The sequence below is a fragment of the Bacillus thuringiensis genome (assembly GCF_001455345.1).
Classification (GTDB): Bacteria; Bacillota; Bacilli; order Bacillales; family Bacillaceae_G; genus Bacillus_A; species Bacillus_A thuringiensis_N.
Map to the genome: position 1 here is coordinate 2,934,445 of NZ_CP013274.1, position 15,814 is coordinate 2,950,258.

The window sequence follows — 15,814 nt, forward strand, 5'->3', positions numbered from 1 at the left end:
GCAGCCTTAATAGATTAAAAAGTACTTCAACACCTTGCAATTATTTAATAATCGTATAGGTGTTGAAGTTTTATAATCTTAGTTACATAACTTTGTTAACACCACACTTTTTTCTATCATGGAGAACAAAACAAGTTTAACTAAACCTTTCATTCTTATTTTTATAAAAATACCCATATTAATCTTTTAAATAAGGAAGTATGTATCCTTTAATTAACTCCCATCTATCCCGTGCATTCGGCATAACTTCAGAAGTAATTACTACAACCAATTCCTTCTCTGGAATACAACAAATGACATTCCCACCATCTCCCATAGCACAGTATGAAAAGATTCCATCTTCTTCTCGTAACCACCATAAGTAACCATATTGGTTTTGGTTCATTTCTGTCGATTCTTTTATCCATAATTTTGATAGTATTTGTTTTCCATTCTGAATACCTTCATTCAAATACATCTGTCCAAACTTAGCCATATCTTTAACTGTTAACGTCAGACCCCATCCGCCCGTCGAAATACCATTTGGATCGTGAACCCATCCTTTTACATCTTTTCCGAATAAGTCATCAAATCCAAATGCTTTCATATTATAGTTTGGAATTTCGCTCATGCCGAGTGGTTGAAATAGGTACTCATTTGCAAATTCACGCGCACTTTTTCCTGTTACACTCGTAATAATTGCTGATAATACATGGGCTCCTGCAGATGAATACTTAAAAGTCCCAATTTCTCCGCCTTTTCCTATCCTATCTAACGTATACTGTACCCAATCTTGTTGCGTACATAGTTCTTCTAACGGTTCCTGCCAGTCTACGAAAGGATGTGGATCTGTCATTGTCAATAGATGTCGTACTGTTATTTCAGATGACTTAATGTTATGTTCCGGGAAAAATTCCATTACCTTTTGATTAACACTTTTTATATAACCTTTATCTACACATATCCCAATTAACGCAGAAATAATCGTTTTTGTGACTGATGCTACATGAAACGCATTATCTGGACTGTAACCATTATAATAATTTTCAAAAACAACATTACCTCTCTGCACTACTAACATACCATTCATATTTTTATATTCTTCTTGTATAATCTGATCTAACTTTTCAGCAGTTTTCATTATTTCTTCCCCTTTAACCTATAATTAAAAAGGTTCGATTGGTACATATATATCAACTATATGTTTATGCTTTGGATGCTGCTTTGGATCATTTTTATATACTTCAAAAGGATACGAATCTCTCGGTTTATATCCGCTATTTGGCAGCCACTCACCATATATAAAGTCCCATGCTCCTTTATAGTCATCTTCGAATATTTCAAAATGACCTACCGCATACTTTCCAGAAGGTATTACCATTATTCCAATGTCGCTCGGTTCTACTGCGGACTCATTCGGAATTGTTATACATAAACTTGTTCTTAAATGATAGTCCTCCGTATATTCATGATGATCGTGGTAAATGGTTAATACTTTCGTATCCTCAAATTCATGATAATTTTGCAGCGCTGCGTAACGAAGTAGTTTCTCTATCATTTTCGGAAAAGCTATAGTTAACTCTTCATATGTACCGATATGTCTTATGTATGCGACATTTATATCGTCCACTGTTACAATTTCAATATCTCCTCGAACCTTCTTACATTCATTGTATTGAGAAGTTTCACTTACGTCTTTGCAATTCTTGCTATTGTCGTTTCGATATTGAGACGGACTTACACCATAATGACTTTTAAATGTTCGGGAGAAAACTGCTGAATCTGTGAAACCGAAGTGATACGCAATATCTGTAATCGTCATGTCTGTGCGATATGTAAGTAGATGTGTTGCCCTTTCTAGCTTCAAGCGATTCACATACCGAGATAACGGCTCGTCTACTATTCCTTTAAAAATCCGATGAAAGTGATACTTCGAAAATCCTGCTACATCGGCTAGCTCTTCAATGGATAGTGAACTATCTATGTTAGATTCTATATAATCTTGAACTGTATGTATGCGTCTTACATACTCATTTCTACTTTGTTTATTCTCCATACTTCTATCCCCTCACAACAAAAAGGCTAACTATTCGCTAGCCTACTTTTACACATGTTTCAAAAATAAAACTCTACTACCGCCGTTCCCATCATAATTTGTATGTACCGATACACCCTCTATCTCATCATCCCCAGCCTCAATTCGAAAGCCAATCTCCCTATGAAACTGTATCGATTTTTTATTAACTGGTGATGTGATTGCTTTTACAACTTTACGGTTATTTGCACGTGCGACATCAAAGAAATACGAATACAATGTCGATGCAATTCCTCTTCTTCTATACTTCGGATTTACACCGATAAAATGAACGTACGCTTCCTCTTTATGCGTTTGGGAAAAGAATCCGCATAAAAAACCTAACGTTTCTCCCTCTTCTTCAATGATAAAACTCGTTTCTTGAAAGTGAACGAAAAACAATTTTGGTAACATGGCAGCCATATCTCTCCCGCCCCACCAATCATTTAAAACAGAATGAATCTTTACATAATCTTCCCCTTGGATGTTTCTTACTCGCATACGTTTCTCCCTCTCACTCACTTCATTTTTTCATAAATTTTAATGACTATTTCTACTAATAGGATGAATACCCAAATACCGCAAAATACAAGTACAGACTGGAATATGGATCCAATAATAATAACACCAACTGCACCTGATCCTGAAATTGATACTTCCCCAAATCCTGGGTCATGTATAAGAGATCCAGCAGAAAAAGCCATTAAAATAGATCCTATTAAATAAATCACACTCATTATTTTCAATATCTTTATAGAAAGATAAGAAGCTTTCTTTTCTTCCACTTGTGATAATTCGATTTCTCCACTCTCAATTCCTTTTTGCAAACAATCTTCACATAGAAATTCTTCCTTAATTTTTTTACCACCGTGCATCGTACCTGTTATCTCTTTACACCTTGAACATTTTCGATTTATCATTTTGGTATCACTCCAATCTCATAAGATTATACTTATATAATTCTGCACTTACCTTAATATTCCTTTTATGTATTTTATAGAGAAATGAGGTGTTTTATGATGTCTAAACTTACTTTTGGTTATAAAAAGCCTACTGAACAATATGTATTACGACCTAGTTGTTATGCGATTATTTTTAATTCTTCTTCAAAGATTGCTGCTATCCAAAAAGGAAACCATTATTTTTTACCTGGTGGTGGTATGGAAGGTAATGAAACAAAAGAAGAATGTTTACATCGTGAATTACTAGAGGAATTAGGATGGGCAATTGAGATTGAACAATATATTGGTAATGCAGCGCGATATTTTTATGCGGAAAAGGAAGATACATATTATTTAAATGATGGGTTCTTTTATATTGCGAACATGGTGCAGAAACAAACTGAAAACTGTGAGGAGGATCATGTTCTAAGGTGGATGTCTCCATTGCATGCTATAGAGCTTCTCATTCACGATCATCAAAGATGGGCCGTTGAACAAGCTCTTTTATTACGAAAACAAAAAAGATCTCCTTCAATATGAAAGAGACCTTTTTTACTGTTAACTTACTTTTTTCAAATTGAGAGCTGTTTTTTTGATTCCGCCTTTTTTTACAACATATAAACCGATAAAGATTATAAGTCCGCCAACGAGTTGCATCATATTGATTTTCTCCCCTATTGTTACTGCCGCAAAAATAACTGCGAACAATGGCACAAGATACATATAAACCATTACTTTCGTTGAACCTATTTGACTAATACCAACATACCACATTGCTAGCCCAAAGATGGTCGCAAAAATGATTGAATATGCTAGAGATCCCCAGCTTGGCATATCTACTGGCCACGTTAATGTGTTTACGTTGAATAAACAGTATATAACGAGAGGTACAATTCCAATTAAAGTAGACCAAGATGTAACTCTCATTGCGGAGTATTTCTTAATAAGAGGTTGTGCTAAAATTGGATACCATCCCCAAGCAATTGCTGCGACTAATCCAATTACATTTCCAAGCCATGCATACTCGTAGGTAGCTCCTCCCGTATGCCCTGTTAATAAAACGAATGCTGCACCAATAAAGGCTACTATTGAACCAATTTGTACTTTCATCGAAAAACGTTCTTGTTTGTGCAATACTGCTAATATCCCTGTAAATATAGGTGACATCGCAATTAATAATGAGGCGTTCGTTGCTGAAGTATATTTCACAGATAGCATAAACATAGTTTGATACATTGTCGTTCCAACGATACCGACTGCTACTAATCGTAACCAATCTTTTCTTTCAATACGTAATGAGCGTTCCATCATAAAAGTAATAAGTAATAATACCGGTGATGCTACTAAAAATCGTAAACTATTAAATTGAATGGATGACATAAATGCCACACCATACTTTCCTATTGTATAATTTGCTCCCCATACTAATGCTACTGATACTAGGAGCCATTCCATTTGCCATCTTTTCATCCGAATCTCCCCTTCCATATTTAGCATAGTAAAATTGGCTGGATATAACACCGTCCAATTGGCTGTTTTTTTACCCAGCCAATTTGCTATACTGGATTTATATAAGAGATACGGAGGCGTTTTTTATGGAATGGAAACTAGATAGTGACAGTAAAATCCCTATTTATCAGCAAGTTGTTGACTTTATTGAAAAACGTATTACATATGGAGAACTTCCTCCAGGTAGCTTCCTCCCTTCCGAACGGAAATTAGCTACACAGTTAAATGTAAACAGAAGTACAGTAACGACTGCTTATAATGAGCTACGTGCTATGGGAATTGTAGAAAGTACGACTGGTAAAGGTACACGTGTGAGTACACATATGTGGGGCGTTTCTCCAACATTAACGCCGAACTGGAGAAATTTCGTAGAAGGTGGTACTTTCTTACCAAATCTACCGTTACTTCGCCATATTAGGGCGGAAGTACAACAAAATGAAAATATTATAGATTTCGCTAATGGAGAACTCGGTTGTAATCTTTATCCTCACGATCAACTACAAACGATTTTACGTGAACAACCGTTAACGCATTCATTAAGTTACGATCATCCGCAAGGCTATCTCCCGCTAAGACAAGCGGTCGTAAAATATATGAAGGAATATTTAAAAGTTGAGGCGACTGAACAATCCATTATGATTACATCCGGCGCTCAACAAGCACTACACCTTATCGTGCAATGTTTATTAAATCCCGGTGATGCCGTCGCTTTTGAAAGTCCATCGCACTGTTATTCCCTGCCGTTATTCCAATCAGCAGGTATTCGTATTTTCCCGTTACCTGTCGATGAACACGGCATTAATCCAGACGATGTGCAAGAATTATATAGAAAGCATCGTATTAAAATGATCTTTTTAAATCCAAACTTCCAAAATCCTACGGGAACAATGCTTCATCCAAACCGTAGAAAAAAACTATTATCACTTTGTGCAGACTTACGAATTGCGATTGTTGAAGATGATCCGTCTAGTTTACTTACGTTAGAAAAGAAACAACCTTGCCCTACTTTGAAATCGATTGATGAAAATGGAACCGTCATTTATGTGCATTCTTTATCAAAGATGATTGCACCAGGTCTTCGAGTTGGCTGGCTTGTCGCTCCGCAGTCTGTAGTTGAGCGATTATCTGACGCACGACACCAAATGGAATTAGGTATGAGCATATTCCCACAGTGGCTTATGCAGCAATTTTTCGAAACCGTACCATTTCAGTCTCATATCGTACCGTTACGAAAACAACTAGCAGAAAAAAGAGACGTTATCGTCCGCGCTCTAAACGAGCAACTTCATGATAAAATCTCTTTTTCCAATCCTACTGGTGGTATATACATATGGGGAAAATTAAAAGAACCGATAAACGAAAAACAACTTATTATGCAAAGCTTAAAACAAGAAATAGCATTTATGCCAGGTAGTATTTTCGGCGCGAAAGATGGTTATATACGTTTATCTTATGGAAAAGTGAATATTGATCAAATTGAGGAAGGTATTTCTCGTTTACGTGAGGCTATTTTGGTATGTGAAAAATAACATTATTTAAAGTTTTCTCGTTTGACAAAACCTAAATCTACCATTATTATCAACACGAACCTATTTATAGGAGTGATACCAATGAAAATTTACGTTGATGCAGATGCTTGTCCTGTAAAAGATGTAATTATTTTTGAAGCTAAGAAGGCAGAAATTCCCGTTACCCTCGTAACTAGCTTTTCTCATTATTCTAATGCGGAACAGCCAAAAGGTGTGGAAACAATATATGTTGATTCCGGAGCAGATGCTGCGGATTACCGAATTATGCAGTTAGCAAAAAAAGAGGATTTAATCGTAACGCAAGATTACGGTCTTGCTTCGCTCGCTTTAGCAAAAGGCTGTATCGTACTACACCATAAAGGCTATAAGTATACGAATGATAACATTGAACAATTGTTACAAACACGATATTTAAGTGCAATGGTTCGAAAAAGTGGTAAACGTACAAAGGGACCGAAACCATTTACAGCAGAAGATAAAGAAAAATTTAGAGCGCTCTTTAAAAGTATGATCGCACTGTAGAAATGAACCGTCTATTTGTAGAGAAAGAAAAGAAGAGAAGAGAATATCCAAATGAACATTCTCTTCTTGGGGTTTACCCGTTTAAAATGCAGGTAAATTATCTAAGTTATTTTCTTTTATTCCATCAGGTTCACTACGTATAATATCTCTTCCATACTTATGAAATACGTCCACATGAGCTAACTTCCCTGATTTTGCTTCACTAAGAGCAGTCATATAATCTAACTCTCTCCCGCTACTTGTTTTAAACGCTATTAAATCCCCGTCATCATTTTTACGAACAGCAACTATTTGTTCTGCCCCTGAATTGCCTTCATGGTCTACTTCAAATTGAGCTTGTTCTTCTCCTTGATGTAAATAATCATTATAAACTTTTTCAAAGTCTTTTTTGTCCATAAAACTCACCTCCAGCACATTTTATTAGTCTGGTTGAGGAGCGTTGGTTTTATGTGCTTTGCTCTAAACTTTAGTTTTTTCAAATGAAAACATAGTCCCCTCACTATTTGATTGTAAAGTGTATTTTATATCGAATATCTTTGATATATCTTCAATATTTTTCAAACCAATTCCCGTACCTTTACTATTTATATCAAACCCAATCCCATTATCTCTAAAGGAAACAATATCTTCATCTATAATAATTTTGAGTTTTTTAGCTTTTGAATGTTTAAGGACATTTTGAAAAATATTATCAAATAACCTTTGAATCCATAACTCATTACTATTCCATATCAACTCTTTATCTTGTGGATTATATACTAATTCAATTTTATGAATGCTATACAAATAGCTCCATTTTTTTATCATATTTTCTATTAAATTATGTATATTCACTTCATCATTCACAATATAAGTATTCTCTAAGGTCTCTGTAGATTGAATATTAAATTCGTTAGTTAAATCACTTATATATTGTATCTGTTCATACATTGATTCAAGTACTGGTGCTTGTTCCTTGTACTCACCTTCTAAATAATATAATTGTAATCTGACTGCTGTTAAGGGTGTATTAATATCATGCCGTAATTTATTTAATAGTTCCTTTTTTATTTGTTCCTGTTGTTGTAGTTCTAATTCTCGATAAGTTGTTCTTTCTATAAGCAAGTTCACTGATTTAATCAGCTCTCCCATTTCATCATCGCTTTTAACATTTATTATATTAGGGATTTTTTTATCACTTGCTAAATCTCGAATCGTTTGATTTAATACATTAATTTTATTTAATACTGTGTTAATCGATTTTGAAAATACAAAAGCTAATATTAATAGTGATAATAAAAATATGATTAACATCGTAGGATATGCATAGGATTCGTGAAAAGGAATGTTCTGATTTTTAGTTTTAAAGACAACATTATAAATAACTGATACAAAGATACTAATTGACAACAATAACAGTGGTACGCTAATAATAGCGGAGAATAATAGTAACTGATATTTTTTCTTTAAGTTCATTTCTTCATATAGGTATTTAATCTATACCCTTCTCCATATATGTTCTGAATAATATCACCTGTTTTATCATCAATTTTGGTTCTGATTTTCTTTATATGTACGTTCATGATATTTTGATTTCTATCTTCGAGTTGCCATAGGTAATCATAGAAGTGTTCTTTCGATAAAATTCTATCTCTATTTTCATATAAATAGAAGAATATTTTACGTTCAATTGCTGTAAAAGCAACTTCATTACGCAAACCATTTATAAAAACTCTTTTATATTCTGCATCTATAAATAAATGATTAATTTGCGTGAAGGTACCATATTGATTATCTAACATTTTCTGAATCCTTAACAACAACTCTCTAGGGTCAAAAGGTTTTATCATGTATTCTTCTCCAATAGTCAAACCTTTTAGTTTACTATCCATATCATTCCGAGCTGATAGAAATATAATCGGAATATTTAACCCTAGATTTTTTATTTTCTTTGTAATTTGATAACCATCTTCGCCTGGTAACATAACATCCATTATGACTAAATCTATTTCATGAATTACATCAAGAACTTTCCTTCCCTCTTTCTCCCAATGCACATTATACTTCTCGCGCTGCAAAATTTTTTGTAATAAATCTCCTATAATTAAATCGTCTTCAACAATTAATACGTTATATGCTTTCATTATGTAGACCTTTCATTGCTATCATAGCAATAGCTTAGTTCTTCACTACTTTATTATTAATAAAATCCATAGCAAATTTGTATATTTCATCAGGAGCGTATAAATAAATACTATGTGTGCCTTCAATTATTTTCACATCAGCTCTTAATAACTCGCTAGCAAACTCCTTATAATCTTTATTTTTTTGCTTTGTATACTTTGAATCTTTATTTTGCCTAGCAATTGCATCTATAAATAAAATAGGTGTTTCTTTTGGGATTAATAAGGAATTTGATTTTTTACTGTTATTGTAGATTTGTAAAAGTTCTTGCTTCATATCATCATTAAAAGCCCTTTTGTATGTAAGCGCTTTATAAATTTCTTTTTCTTGTTCGTTTAAAAAGGATTGCTTAATGACCTCGGGATTATAAGTAACAGAGGGAGCTAATCTCTGAAAACCAATTTTCGTTAAAATATTCATCCCTTTTATTTTTAATGAATCCACCATGCCTATTTTATGAGTTACGTACTGTTTAGGTAAACCAATATCTAATGCAATAATCCCTTTTACTTCACCCGGATATTTTTGTGCCCAATAAATAGCCTCTATACCCGATAGAGAGTGTGGTACTAAGATGTATGGTGGTTTATTTCCACTTCGAATAAGCGCTTCTCTTGTTTGTTCTAATATCGTATCAATATCTCTCTCATCTTGAAAAACATCACTGTATCCATAACCAGCTCTCTCAATTACAGAAATCTTGTTTTCTTTCGAAAATTTACTATATAAGCCTTTCAATTCATAAACAGGAGCGGCAATTCCAGATCCGGCCATAAATACAAACGTATCCTCCCCGCTCCCTTCATTATAAACATTCACTTTTTTATTATCGAAATTAACAAGTTCGCCTTCATTGTTCATTAATTTCAATTCCATTTTTAATTGATAGTTATGATATATAAATACAGCGCCTGTTCCAAAGAAAATCATACTAATACATATTAAAAATATTATTTTCACTGACTTTAATAATTTTTTCATTTGACACCCCTTTCAGCCTATACTAAAAGGGTACAATGTAAAAATAAATTTCTAATAAATTTTTCAAAATTAACATGTATTCTTTGTTTCTAATTATGGATTATTTTAATACCTACGCAAATCCTTCAAAGTCTCCAATATATCATCTGTAAAGGCTGTACTACCCTCTGCCTCTAAACCTCTGAAATATAAACTTCTTAGGAAAGATCTAATATTTTGTACTAAAATAGCATGCTGCGGATGTCGGATATCTTCAACAGTTGCTATACTATGTAGCCAGTTGCTCCACTCTTCTTCAGTTAATAGATTTTGATTATGTAAAGACATAATTGGTTTTACTAATCTCTCATCCTCAAAGTGTACATATACGTAATCACTCAATCGAACCTTCTGGCGAACAGCAGCTAATATTGCATATGAAAACTCACGATTTTGTATTGTACGCGCTAACGCATCGAGCGCATCCGCTGCATGTGCAGTAGAGTGTGCCCATCCTTTTCCTTCTATGTAACCTCTTACATCTTCTTCTAAATATACATATTCCAGCACTTGTTCTGCTACACTGTACAGTTGTTCTTCCGATAACAACGGTTCTCTTTCATGAACAGATAAAATAAGTGGTGGAATTAATACGGAGAATGCACGTTTAAAAACAGAGTCTGTACCCTTTTCACCAATTTTATAAAATAAATAATCAGGACTAATTGCTTGTAGCATTAATCCTCGTAATTCTTTTTGTCTAAACACATTATTTGTAATCCATGTATGAAGCGTACTATAAATCAAATCATCACGTAATTCAGCATCAGGTGATCCAATATAATCTAGCATCCACTGCGCATACGGATATGCATCTACGTCTTCTGGTACAGCATAATTATTATTTTTAATTTGTAGTAGTTCTTCTTTTAATTCTAGTACTTCATTCATTATATTTCCTGTCCCCTTTTTTCGTTTTTTTATTGCCTTATCCCCCGTTTTTACTTTCTAAAGCTAATTTAATTATACGAGAATTATAACTATTAATAAAAGGCTATACATATACTTTTGATTGTGTATTACATTCGCTCTTGAAATATAACTTCCGGATTTTCTAAATCACTATTCTGAAATATAACATCCGCACACTCTTTCGGATTATGCTCATCTATATACATTTTACAAGCCGCATGATACCTGCTCAAAAACATTTTCTCTGCTTCTTCATAACTTTCAAAAGCTTCTGTCTCCCGCTTCGCACCACGTTTTCTCGCAATCTCAAAATCTGTATCTACAAAAATTTTGTAATCAAATAAATACTCAATGTCTTTTTTCAATAGAAATGTTCCATCTACTATGAGTACCATATTGGGTTGAGCGAATATAGGCGTATTATATACTGGAATATCCGTTATTAAGTTATGAGAAATCGTTTCATACTGTAAATTCCCATTAAGTCCTAAAGGCTTTAATAGTCTTTCTTTGAAAGCTGTATAATCGTGTGCATCTTCATAATACCCTCTTGCAGATTCTTTACCTTGTGCATAGCGAATCACTTTTGGATTATGAAAATTGTCAATGCTAGCGCGTGTTATTGGTAACCCTCGTTTTTTTATTTCTTCCGCTAATTCGTTTGCAAATGTTGTTTTTCCTGACGCTGTAATACCGCTTACTCCAACTCTTGTCGGATGGGTTAAATTTAATTTTAAAATATGATCCACTATTTCTTTCATACGTTGTTTTCGATTCATGATATTTCCTCCCACAATAAGTTTACATAATATAATTATGAGTAATAATTTATGTTACTATTTGTCGGTAAATCGATATCTTATGTCGAATCGTCTATATATCGAAAAAATCGTTGATATATTTTAAGTTATGATAGATATATTTGAAAAATCGTTGATATATTATGATTGGCTTACTTCCCCTTAAACCCTCGATACAATGCAGTCCGTAATTCTTGTTTGTATTCTTCAATTTCTGGCATATCGAGTTCTTCTGCTAGTCTGATAGCTAATTCAATATCATACGGTACACGTACGAGTTGAATGGAAAAACTCGCTGCTTCTTTTTCATTGTAAGATCCTTCGAATATTAAATAAGACGCTTGTGTAATTTCAAGAGGATTTCCTACGCTACCAGCATTACATAACGTTTTTCCTCTGAAGTTTTGAACGAACGCTTGGTGAACGTCACCGTAACAAACGACATCTGGTTTTCTTTCCCCTTCTATATTTTCTGTCAGATCACTATTTTCGAACATACTAATACGTTCTTCTCTTGAAGCGTGTGGTTGAATTCTTTCATATAAACTTCTCGGTGAAGCGTGAAACATACGAATGAGTTTTCCGCTCATAAAAAATTCGATCGAAAATGGTAAGCTTCTTAAATAGTCATTTTGTTCTTCTGATAATTGTTTTTGATGCCATTTTAATGCTTCAAATTCAGTCGGTTTTGTAATGAAATCATCCCAATTCCCCATTACAACGCCTTCGCATTCTTTACGAATGATTTCAATTACTTCGCTTGAATGAGGGCCTTTTCCTACTAAATCTCCAAGACAAATAATGCGCTCGATTCCTCTTAATTTAATATCTTTCAGCACAGATTCTAATGCCGGAATATTACCATGAATATCTGAAATTACCGCTATTTTATCCAAATGAATCCCTCCGTTATTTATTTTTCATCATATCCATATGATAGGATTGATACCATCTTGGAACATAGGACGAAAAATGATTATGTTCTTCTAAAATTCCATTTAGTCTTTCCTTCATATCATCTACTAAATGCGGCGTGCTTCGATTTGTCCAAACGATATCCGCTGGGAATGTCATTGCTGCATATAAGGAGTACAGTTTCCAAAAATGAAGCGATGGTTCGCCTCCGCAATAACCATGGACTTGTCCAACCGCAAATGGTTTGCTTATTCTCGTAGTAAAAATCGCTACGTTATAAAAATCGTGAATTGGATCACCAAAATCATATCCACCAAAATCGATAACGATAAATTCCTTATTATGAATCATACTATTTGCTGGATGGAAGTCATCGTGTAAAAATGTGATTGGACGATTTTTTAATAAGTCTTTATGATTTTCTACAAAGGTTAATACTGGCTTCAAATCTAGAAAATCCACTTCGTAATCTGCTAGTGCCTCTATGTATCTTTCGTATTTATTCCATCTAAATGTTTCCCATTTATTACTTGCACTTTCTCTTTCAATTGAGTGAATTCTCCTTAATACTTCTCCTGCTTTTCTTCCTACATCATACTGTTCTTCCACCGATAACTTCCGTAAGCTCTCTTCACCATTTACTCCGTCAATCCATTCAAATACTTGAACACATTTATTTAATTCTTCAAGTTTTATAAAATGAATTAACTTGGGCGTTGGAATATGTAATAACTCTATTTGTTTCATATACGTATATTCTTCTAGTTTTCGTTCATAATTAGCAGAATCACACACTTTTACAAAATACGTTTCACGATTCTCTAGTTCAATTTTATATTTCTCCTCATGCGAAAAACCTTTTGTAATGGCTATACATTTTACAATACAGGGCCACTCTAGTTTTCTTTCTATCTCTCTTACTATTTCTTCCAAAACATCCCCTCTATTCATATATGTACAAACTACCTAACACTTCATACTCTCGTTTATTCTCCCCTTTAAACTCCACTGCAAAAGGATATTCACCATTCCTAATCAAGTGTTCTTTCACTAGCCCTTCCCCAATCGGTTCACAAAACTGTACATGAATGTCACCAAACGCTACACTTTGGCACTCAGCATTCCATTTTTCATTTTTTGTGACTGAACTTGCAGTTAGCCCCATTACTTCTTTCCACTTTCGCACTGTGTCTCGAACATTTTTCACTGCATAATGGATCACTTCAATGTGTTGCACTTTGTTTTTATGTTCCGTGATCGTCCCTATGTTGCGTAAGTCGTTTCTTCTTTCTTCATCGGTTTCATTCCACTGTATAAAAAAAGGTAATCTCGGCCCGCTTTCTTCTTGCTTTACAAATAACATTTTCCATTCTAAAAGCCGGCCATCTTTTCTCATACGTTTCCCTTCAAATGGCCCTATCGTATGTAAGCCATGCTTACTAAACTTAACTGCTAGTTCTTCAATTGCATCAGTTCGAATTGCGATTTGTAGCATCCCTTTTCCACCTTGTAATTTCACTACTGTTTCTTGTACTAATGGATTTTCTGCTTCTTTCGCTTTTTCTTCATGCTGCACAGCTAAAAATTCTATGTATGATAAATCAAAATAACATAAACTATTCCAAGTACCCCAGTTCGTATGTTCTCCACCTAGTGCAGTATGAAATCCACGCTCTTGCATTTGTTTTGCTGCTTCCTCCGGTGTACAAGGCACTGCGTGAACGAGATGATCAAATCGTAACATGTCTTTCTCCCCTTTCTCTCCATCCTTTTATTGTATATTTTATTTTTCTTTCATTCAATTCAAAAAACTTAAAAACCCAGTTGATTTATATGATTAATATGTATTATAATGAAACAAATTTAATTATTGCTGATTGGAAAAACCAAAGGCACTTTTCTCATACGGGAAAAGTGCTTTTTTCATTTATTATTACAGGGGGATTATTTATGCAGAAATTAATTGTCTTTGCTATTATTGGATTTTTCGCTCAATTGATTGATGGGGCACTTGGAATGGCGTATGGGGTAACATCTACCTCACTATTATTAATGTTTGGTATTGCACCAGCTGTAGCATCCGCATCTGTTCACTTAGCTGAAGTCGTTACAACCGCAGCTTCTGGTGCATCGCACATCAAATTTGGAAACGTTGATAAATATACAGTTTCCAGATTAACATTACCCGGAGCAATTGGGGCATTTGTTGGGGCATGTTTTTTAAGTAATTTACCTGGCGATGTGATTAAACCGTACATTTCAATATTTTTATTCACTTTAGGCGTTTATATTTTATTACGATTCATTATTCAAAAACAAATTGTTACTTCCAAAAAGCGCATGTCTGCCAAACAACTTGTGCCACTCGGCTTATTCGCTGGATTCGTCGATTCAACTGGTGGCGGTGGCTGGGGGCCAATTACGACACCTGTACTGCTAGCAAGAGGAAATGAAGCTAGAAAAGTTATTGGATCTGTAGATACGAGTGAGTTTCCTGTTTCACTCGCTGCAACAATTGGTTTCTTCATCTCACTTGGCTGGGAACAAGTAAGCTGGGTTTGGGTATTCGCCTTAATGCTTGGCGGTATTGTCGCAGCTCCAATTGCCGCATGGTTAGTACGTATCGTTCCACCTCATTTACTTGGGGTATTAGTTGGTGGCCTTATTATCTTTACGAATATTCGTACACTACTTACAACATTTAAAGTGGATCCAACTATTATTTCACTTTCTTACGTGGCAGTTGGTCTTGTCGTTATTATTTCTATTTTCATTGCTGTCCGTAATCATTCCAATCGTTCTAACGCATCAACAGGCGGCTATCCGAAAGATCAAAAACAAATGCTACCATAATGATAAAAAATACCGCTCGAACTATATCGAGCGGTATTTTTTATTTTTCTATTTTCCAATTAATCATCGTATCTGTTGTATCTACTCTCTTCATATGTAATTTCTCTAATACACGAATTGAACTACCATTTTCAAAGAGTGTCTCCGCAATAATTGTATCTACCTTTCCTGTCTGGAAAGCCCACTTTATTAATTCATCTACAGATTCTGTAGCATACCCTTTATTCCAATATTTCTCAATAAAACCGTAACCAATTTCTACTGTACGTTTCTCGTTCGGTTTCCCTTTAAATCCTATATCCCCTAGTACGATGTTATCTTCTTTTCGAATGACATACCACGCACCCCACGGTAATAAATCCTTATCTTGTTTTATATTTTCTACATGCCCTGCAATATGCGGGCCGCTATTGTATCCTTGATTCTTCGCAATCTGAACCCATTCTTCCGTACACGGGATAATATGTAATCTTTCTGTTTCTAATTTCATAACGATGTCCCCTTTTTAATTAAACAGTACTTCAATTTTACTACAAAAAGAAAGAATATTCACTCTTTTTATTTACACATATGTTTTTTCTTTAGAACAAAATAAAA

19 protein-coding genes are annotated in these 15,814 nt (G+C 34.3%); 4 read left to right on the forward strand and 15 right to left on the reverse strand.

Going from position 1 to position 15,814, the window contains the following annotated elements; translation table 11 throughout:
* Nucleotides 1-178: 178 nt before the first annotated feature.
* The 4 genes from ATN06_RS15340 to ATN06_RS15355 are packed head-to-tail and all read right to left on the reverse strand — an operon-like array spanning nucleotide 179 to nucleotide 2,973.
* A complete protein-coding gene (locus ATN06_RS15340; protein WP_060631367.1) occupies nucleotides 179-1,120 on the reverse strand; it encodes a serine hydrolase domain-containing protein in 942 nt (313 codons plus the stop codon).
* A gap of 24 nt (nucleotides 1,121-1,144) precedes the next feature.
* Nucleotides 1,145-2,035, reverse strand: a complete 891-nt coding sequence (locus ATN06_RS15345; RefSeq protein WP_060631368.1) for an AraC family transcriptional regulator — start codon at nucleotides 2,033-2,035, stop codon at nucleotides 1,145-1,147.
* 48 nt (nucleotides 2,036-2,083) lie between these two features.
* Nucleotides 2,084-2,554 carry a GNAT family N-acetyltransferase gene (locus ATN06_RS15350; protein ID WP_060631369.1) on the reverse strand — a complete coding sequence of 157 codons (471 nt, stop codon included), beginning with the start codon at nucleotides 2,552-2,554 and terminating at the stop codon, nucleotides 2,084-2,086.
* Between the two features lie 17 nt (nucleotides 2,555-2,571).
* Nucleotides 2,572-2,973: a DUF3980 domain-containing protein gene (locus ATN06_RS15355; protein WP_060631370.1), complete on the reverse strand. Its 402-nt coding sequence runs from the start codon at nucleotides 2,971-2,973 to the stop codon at nucleotides 2,572-2,574.
* Between the two features lie 96 nt (nucleotides 2,974-3,069).
* Between ATN06_RS15355 and ATN06_RS15360 the strand changes: the two genes are divergently transcribed.
* Complete coding sequence (locus tag ATN06_RS15360; RefSeq protein WP_060631371.1) at nucleotides 3,070-3,534, forward strand: NUDIX hydrolase; 465 nt, start codon at nucleotides 3,070-3,072, stop codon at nucleotides 3,532-3,534.
* An 18-nt stretch (nucleotides 3,535-3,552) separates the two neighbouring features.
* On the opposite strand, the gene ATN06_RS15365 is transcribed toward ATN06_RS15360, so the two are convergent.
* Nucleotides 3,553-4,464, reverse strand: a complete 912-nt coding sequence (locus ATN06_RS15365) for a DMT family transporter (RefSeq protein ID WP_060631372.1) — start codon at nucleotides 4,462-4,464, stop codon at nucleotides 3,553-3,555.
* Nucleotides 4,465-4,589: 125 nt separating this feature from the next.
* Between ATN06_RS15365 and ATN06_RS15370 the strand changes: the two genes are divergently transcribed.
* Complete coding sequence (locus tag ATN06_RS15370; protein WP_000454935.1) at nucleotides 4,590-6,032, forward strand: MocR-like pyridoxine biosynthesis transcription factor PdxR; 1,443 nt, start codon at nucleotides 4,590-4,592, stop codon at nucleotides 6,030-6,032.
* Nucleotides 6,033-6,113: 81 nt separating this feature from the next.
* Nucleotides 6,114-6,554 (forward strand): YaiI/YqxD family protein, encoded by a 441-nt coding sequence (locus ATN06_RS15375; RefSeq protein ID WP_060631373.1) that lies wholly within the window; start codon nucleotides 6,114-6,116, stop codon nucleotides 6,552-6,554.
* 81 nt (nucleotides 6,555-6,635) lie between these two features.
* Here the strand turns inward: ATN06_RS15375 and ATN06_RS15380 are convergent, their stop codons facing one another.
* The 9 genes from ATN06_RS15380 to ATN06_RS15420 all read right to left on the reverse strand — a co-directional run bounded on the left by ATN06_RS15380 (nucleotide 6,636) and on the right by ATN06_RS15420 (nucleotide 14,108).
* On the reverse strand, nucleotides 6,636-6,950 hold the full coding sequence (locus ATN06_RS15380; RefSeq protein WP_060631374.1) for a DUF3892 domain-containing protein: 315 nt from the start codon (nucleotides 6,948-6,950) through the stop codon (nucleotides 6,636-6,638).
* 63 nt (nucleotides 6,951-7,013) lie between these two features.
* On the reverse strand, nucleotides 7,014-8,009 hold the full coding sequence (locus ATN06_RS15385) for a sensor histidine kinase (protein ID WP_060631375.1): 996 nt from the start codon (nucleotides 8,007-8,009) through the stop codon (nucleotides 7,014-7,016).
* The gene (locus tag ATN06_RS15390) at nucleotides 8,006-8,677 is read right to left on the reverse strand and encodes a response regulator transcription factor (RefSeq protein ID WP_060631376.1); all 672 of its coding nucleotides are present in this window, start codon (nucleotides 8,675-8,677) and stop codon (nucleotides 8,006-8,008) included. The genes ATN06_RS15385 and ATN06_RS15390 overlap by 4 nt, the downstream gene beginning before the upstream one ends.
* Before the next feature lie 34 nt (nucleotides 8,678-8,711).
* Nucleotides 8,712-9,698: an alpha/beta fold hydrolase gene (locus ATN06_RS15395; RefSeq protein ID WP_060631377.1), complete on the reverse strand. Its 987-nt coding sequence runs from the start codon at nucleotides 9,696-9,698 to the stop codon at nucleotides 8,712-8,714.
* A 105-nt stretch (nucleotides 9,699-9,803) separates the two neighbouring features.
* The gene (locus ATN06_RS15400) at nucleotides 9,804-10,628 is read right to left on the reverse strand and encodes a DUF2785 domain-containing protein (RefSeq protein ID WP_060631378.1); all 825 of its coding nucleotides are present in this window, start codon (nucleotides 10,626-10,628) and stop codon (nucleotides 9,804-9,806) included.
* Between the two features lie 128 nt (nucleotides 10,629-10,756).
* The gene (locus ATN06_RS15405; RefSeq protein ID WP_060631379.1) at nucleotides 10,757-11,428 is read right to left on the reverse strand and encodes a nucleoside/nucleotide kinase family protein; all 672 of its coding nucleotides are present in this window, start codon (nucleotides 11,426-11,428) and stop codon (nucleotides 10,757-10,759) included.
* A 173-nt stretch (nucleotides 11,429-11,601) separates the two neighbouring features.
* Entirely contained in the window at nucleotides 11,602-12,345 is a 744-nt protein-coding gene (locus ATN06_RS15410; protein WP_060631380.1) for a metallophosphoesterase family protein, read from the reverse strand.
* A 13-nt stretch (nucleotides 12,346-12,358) separates the two neighbouring features.
* Nucleotides 12,359-13,297, reverse strand: a complete 939-nt coding sequence (locus tag ATN06_RS15415) for an aminoglycoside phosphotransferase family protein (RefSeq protein ID WP_060633147.1) — start codon at nucleotides 13,295-13,297, stop codon at nucleotides 12,359-12,361.
* 10 nt (nucleotides 13,298-13,307) lie between these two features.
* A complete protein-coding gene (locus ATN06_RS15420) occupies nucleotides 13,308-14,108 on the reverse strand; it encodes a VOC family protein (protein WP_060631381.1) in 801 nt (266 codons plus the stop codon).
* Between the two features lie 98 nt (nucleotides 14,109-14,206).
* Here ATN06_RS15420 and ATN06_RS15425 point away from each other — a divergent pair, with 98 nt between their 5' ends.
* Entirely contained in the window at nucleotides 14,207-15,217 is a 1,011-nt protein-coding gene (locus tag ATN06_RS15425; protein WP_043323018.1) for a sulfite exporter TauE/SafE family protein, read from the forward strand.
* A gap of 40 nt (nucleotides 15,218-15,257) precedes the next feature.
* Here ATN06_RS15425 and ATN06_RS15430 read toward each other — a convergent pair whose 3' ends face one another.
* The gene (locus ATN06_RS15430; protein ID WP_000764584.1) at nucleotides 15,258-15,707 is read right to left on the reverse strand and encodes a GNAT family N-acetyltransferase; all 450 of its coding nucleotides are present in this window, start codon (nucleotides 15,705-15,707) and stop codon (nucleotides 15,258-15,260) included.
* Nucleotides 15,708-15,814: the final 107 nt, after the last annotated feature.

Excerpts from the sequence above, each read along its gene's own strand:
- ATN06_RS15420 (WP_060631381.1), bottom strand. The coding sequence starts at position 14,108 with ATGTTACGATTTGATCATCTCGTTCACGCAGTGCCTTGTACACCGGAG.
- ATN06_RS15390 (WP_060631376.1), bottom strand. The coding sequence starts at position 8,677 with ATGAAAGCATATAACGTATTAATTGTTGAAGACGATTTAATTATAGGA.
- ATN06_RS15345 (WP_060631368.1), bottom strand. The coding sequence starts at position 2,035 with ATGGAGAATAAACAAAGTAGAAATGAGTATGTAAGACGCATACATACA.
- ATN06_RS15405 (WP_060631379.1), bottom strand. The coding sequence starts at position 11,428 with ATGAATCGAAAACAACGTATGAAAGAAATAGTGGATCATATTTTAAAA.
- ATN06_RS15400 (WP_060631378.1), bottom strand. The coding sequence starts at position 10,628 with ATGAATGAAGTACTAGAATTAAAAGAAGAACTACTACAAATTAAAAAT.
- ATN06_RS15385 (WP_060631375.1), bottom strand. The coding sequence starts at position 8,009 with ATGAACTTAAAGAAAAAATATCAGTTACTATTATTCTCCGCTATTATT.
- ATN06_RS15430 (WP_000764584.1), bottom strand. The coding sequence starts at position 15,707 with ATGAAATTAGAAACAGAAAGATTACATATTATCCCGTGTACGGAAGAA.
- ATN06_RS15395 (WP_060631377.1), bottom strand. The coding sequence starts at position 9,698 with ATGAAAAAATTATTAAAGTCAGTGAAAATAATATTTTTAATATGTATT.
- ATN06_RS15375 (WP_060631373.1), top strand. The coding sequence starts at position 6,114 with ATGAAAATTTACGTTGATGCAGATGCTTGTCCTGTAAAAGATGTAATT.
- ATN06_RS15365 (WP_060631372.1), bottom strand. The coding sequence starts at position 4,464 with ATGAAAAGATGGCAAATGGAATGGCTCCTAGTATCAGTAGCATTAGTA.
- ATN06_RS15370 (WP_000454935.1), top strand. The coding sequence starts at position 4,590 with ATGGAATGGAAACTAGATAGTGACAGTAAAATCCCTATTTATCAGCAA.
- ATN06_RS15355 (WP_060631370.1), bottom strand. The coding sequence starts at position 2,973 with ATGATAAATCGAAAATGTTCAAGGTGTAAAGAGATAACAGGTACGATG.
- ATN06_RS15360 (WP_060631371.1), top strand. The coding sequence starts at position 3,070 with ATGATGTCTAAACTTACTTTTGGTTATAAAAAGCCTACTGAACAATAT.
- ATN06_RS15350 (WP_060631369.1), bottom strand. The coding sequence starts at position 2,554 with ATGCGAGTAAGAAACATCCAAGGGGAAGATTATGTAAAGATTCATTCT.
- ATN06_RS15340 (WP_060631367.1), bottom strand. The coding sequence starts at position 1,120 with ATGAAAACTGCTGAAAAGTTAGATCAGATTATACAAGAAGAATATAAA.
- ATN06_RS15425 (WP_043323018.1), top strand. The coding sequence starts at position 14,207 with ATGTATTATAATGAAACAAATTTAATTATTGCTGATTGGAAAAACCAA.
- ATN06_RS15380 (WP_060631374.1), bottom strand. The coding sequence starts at position 6,950 with ATGGACAAAAAAGACTTTGAAAAAGTTTATAATGATTATTTACATCAA.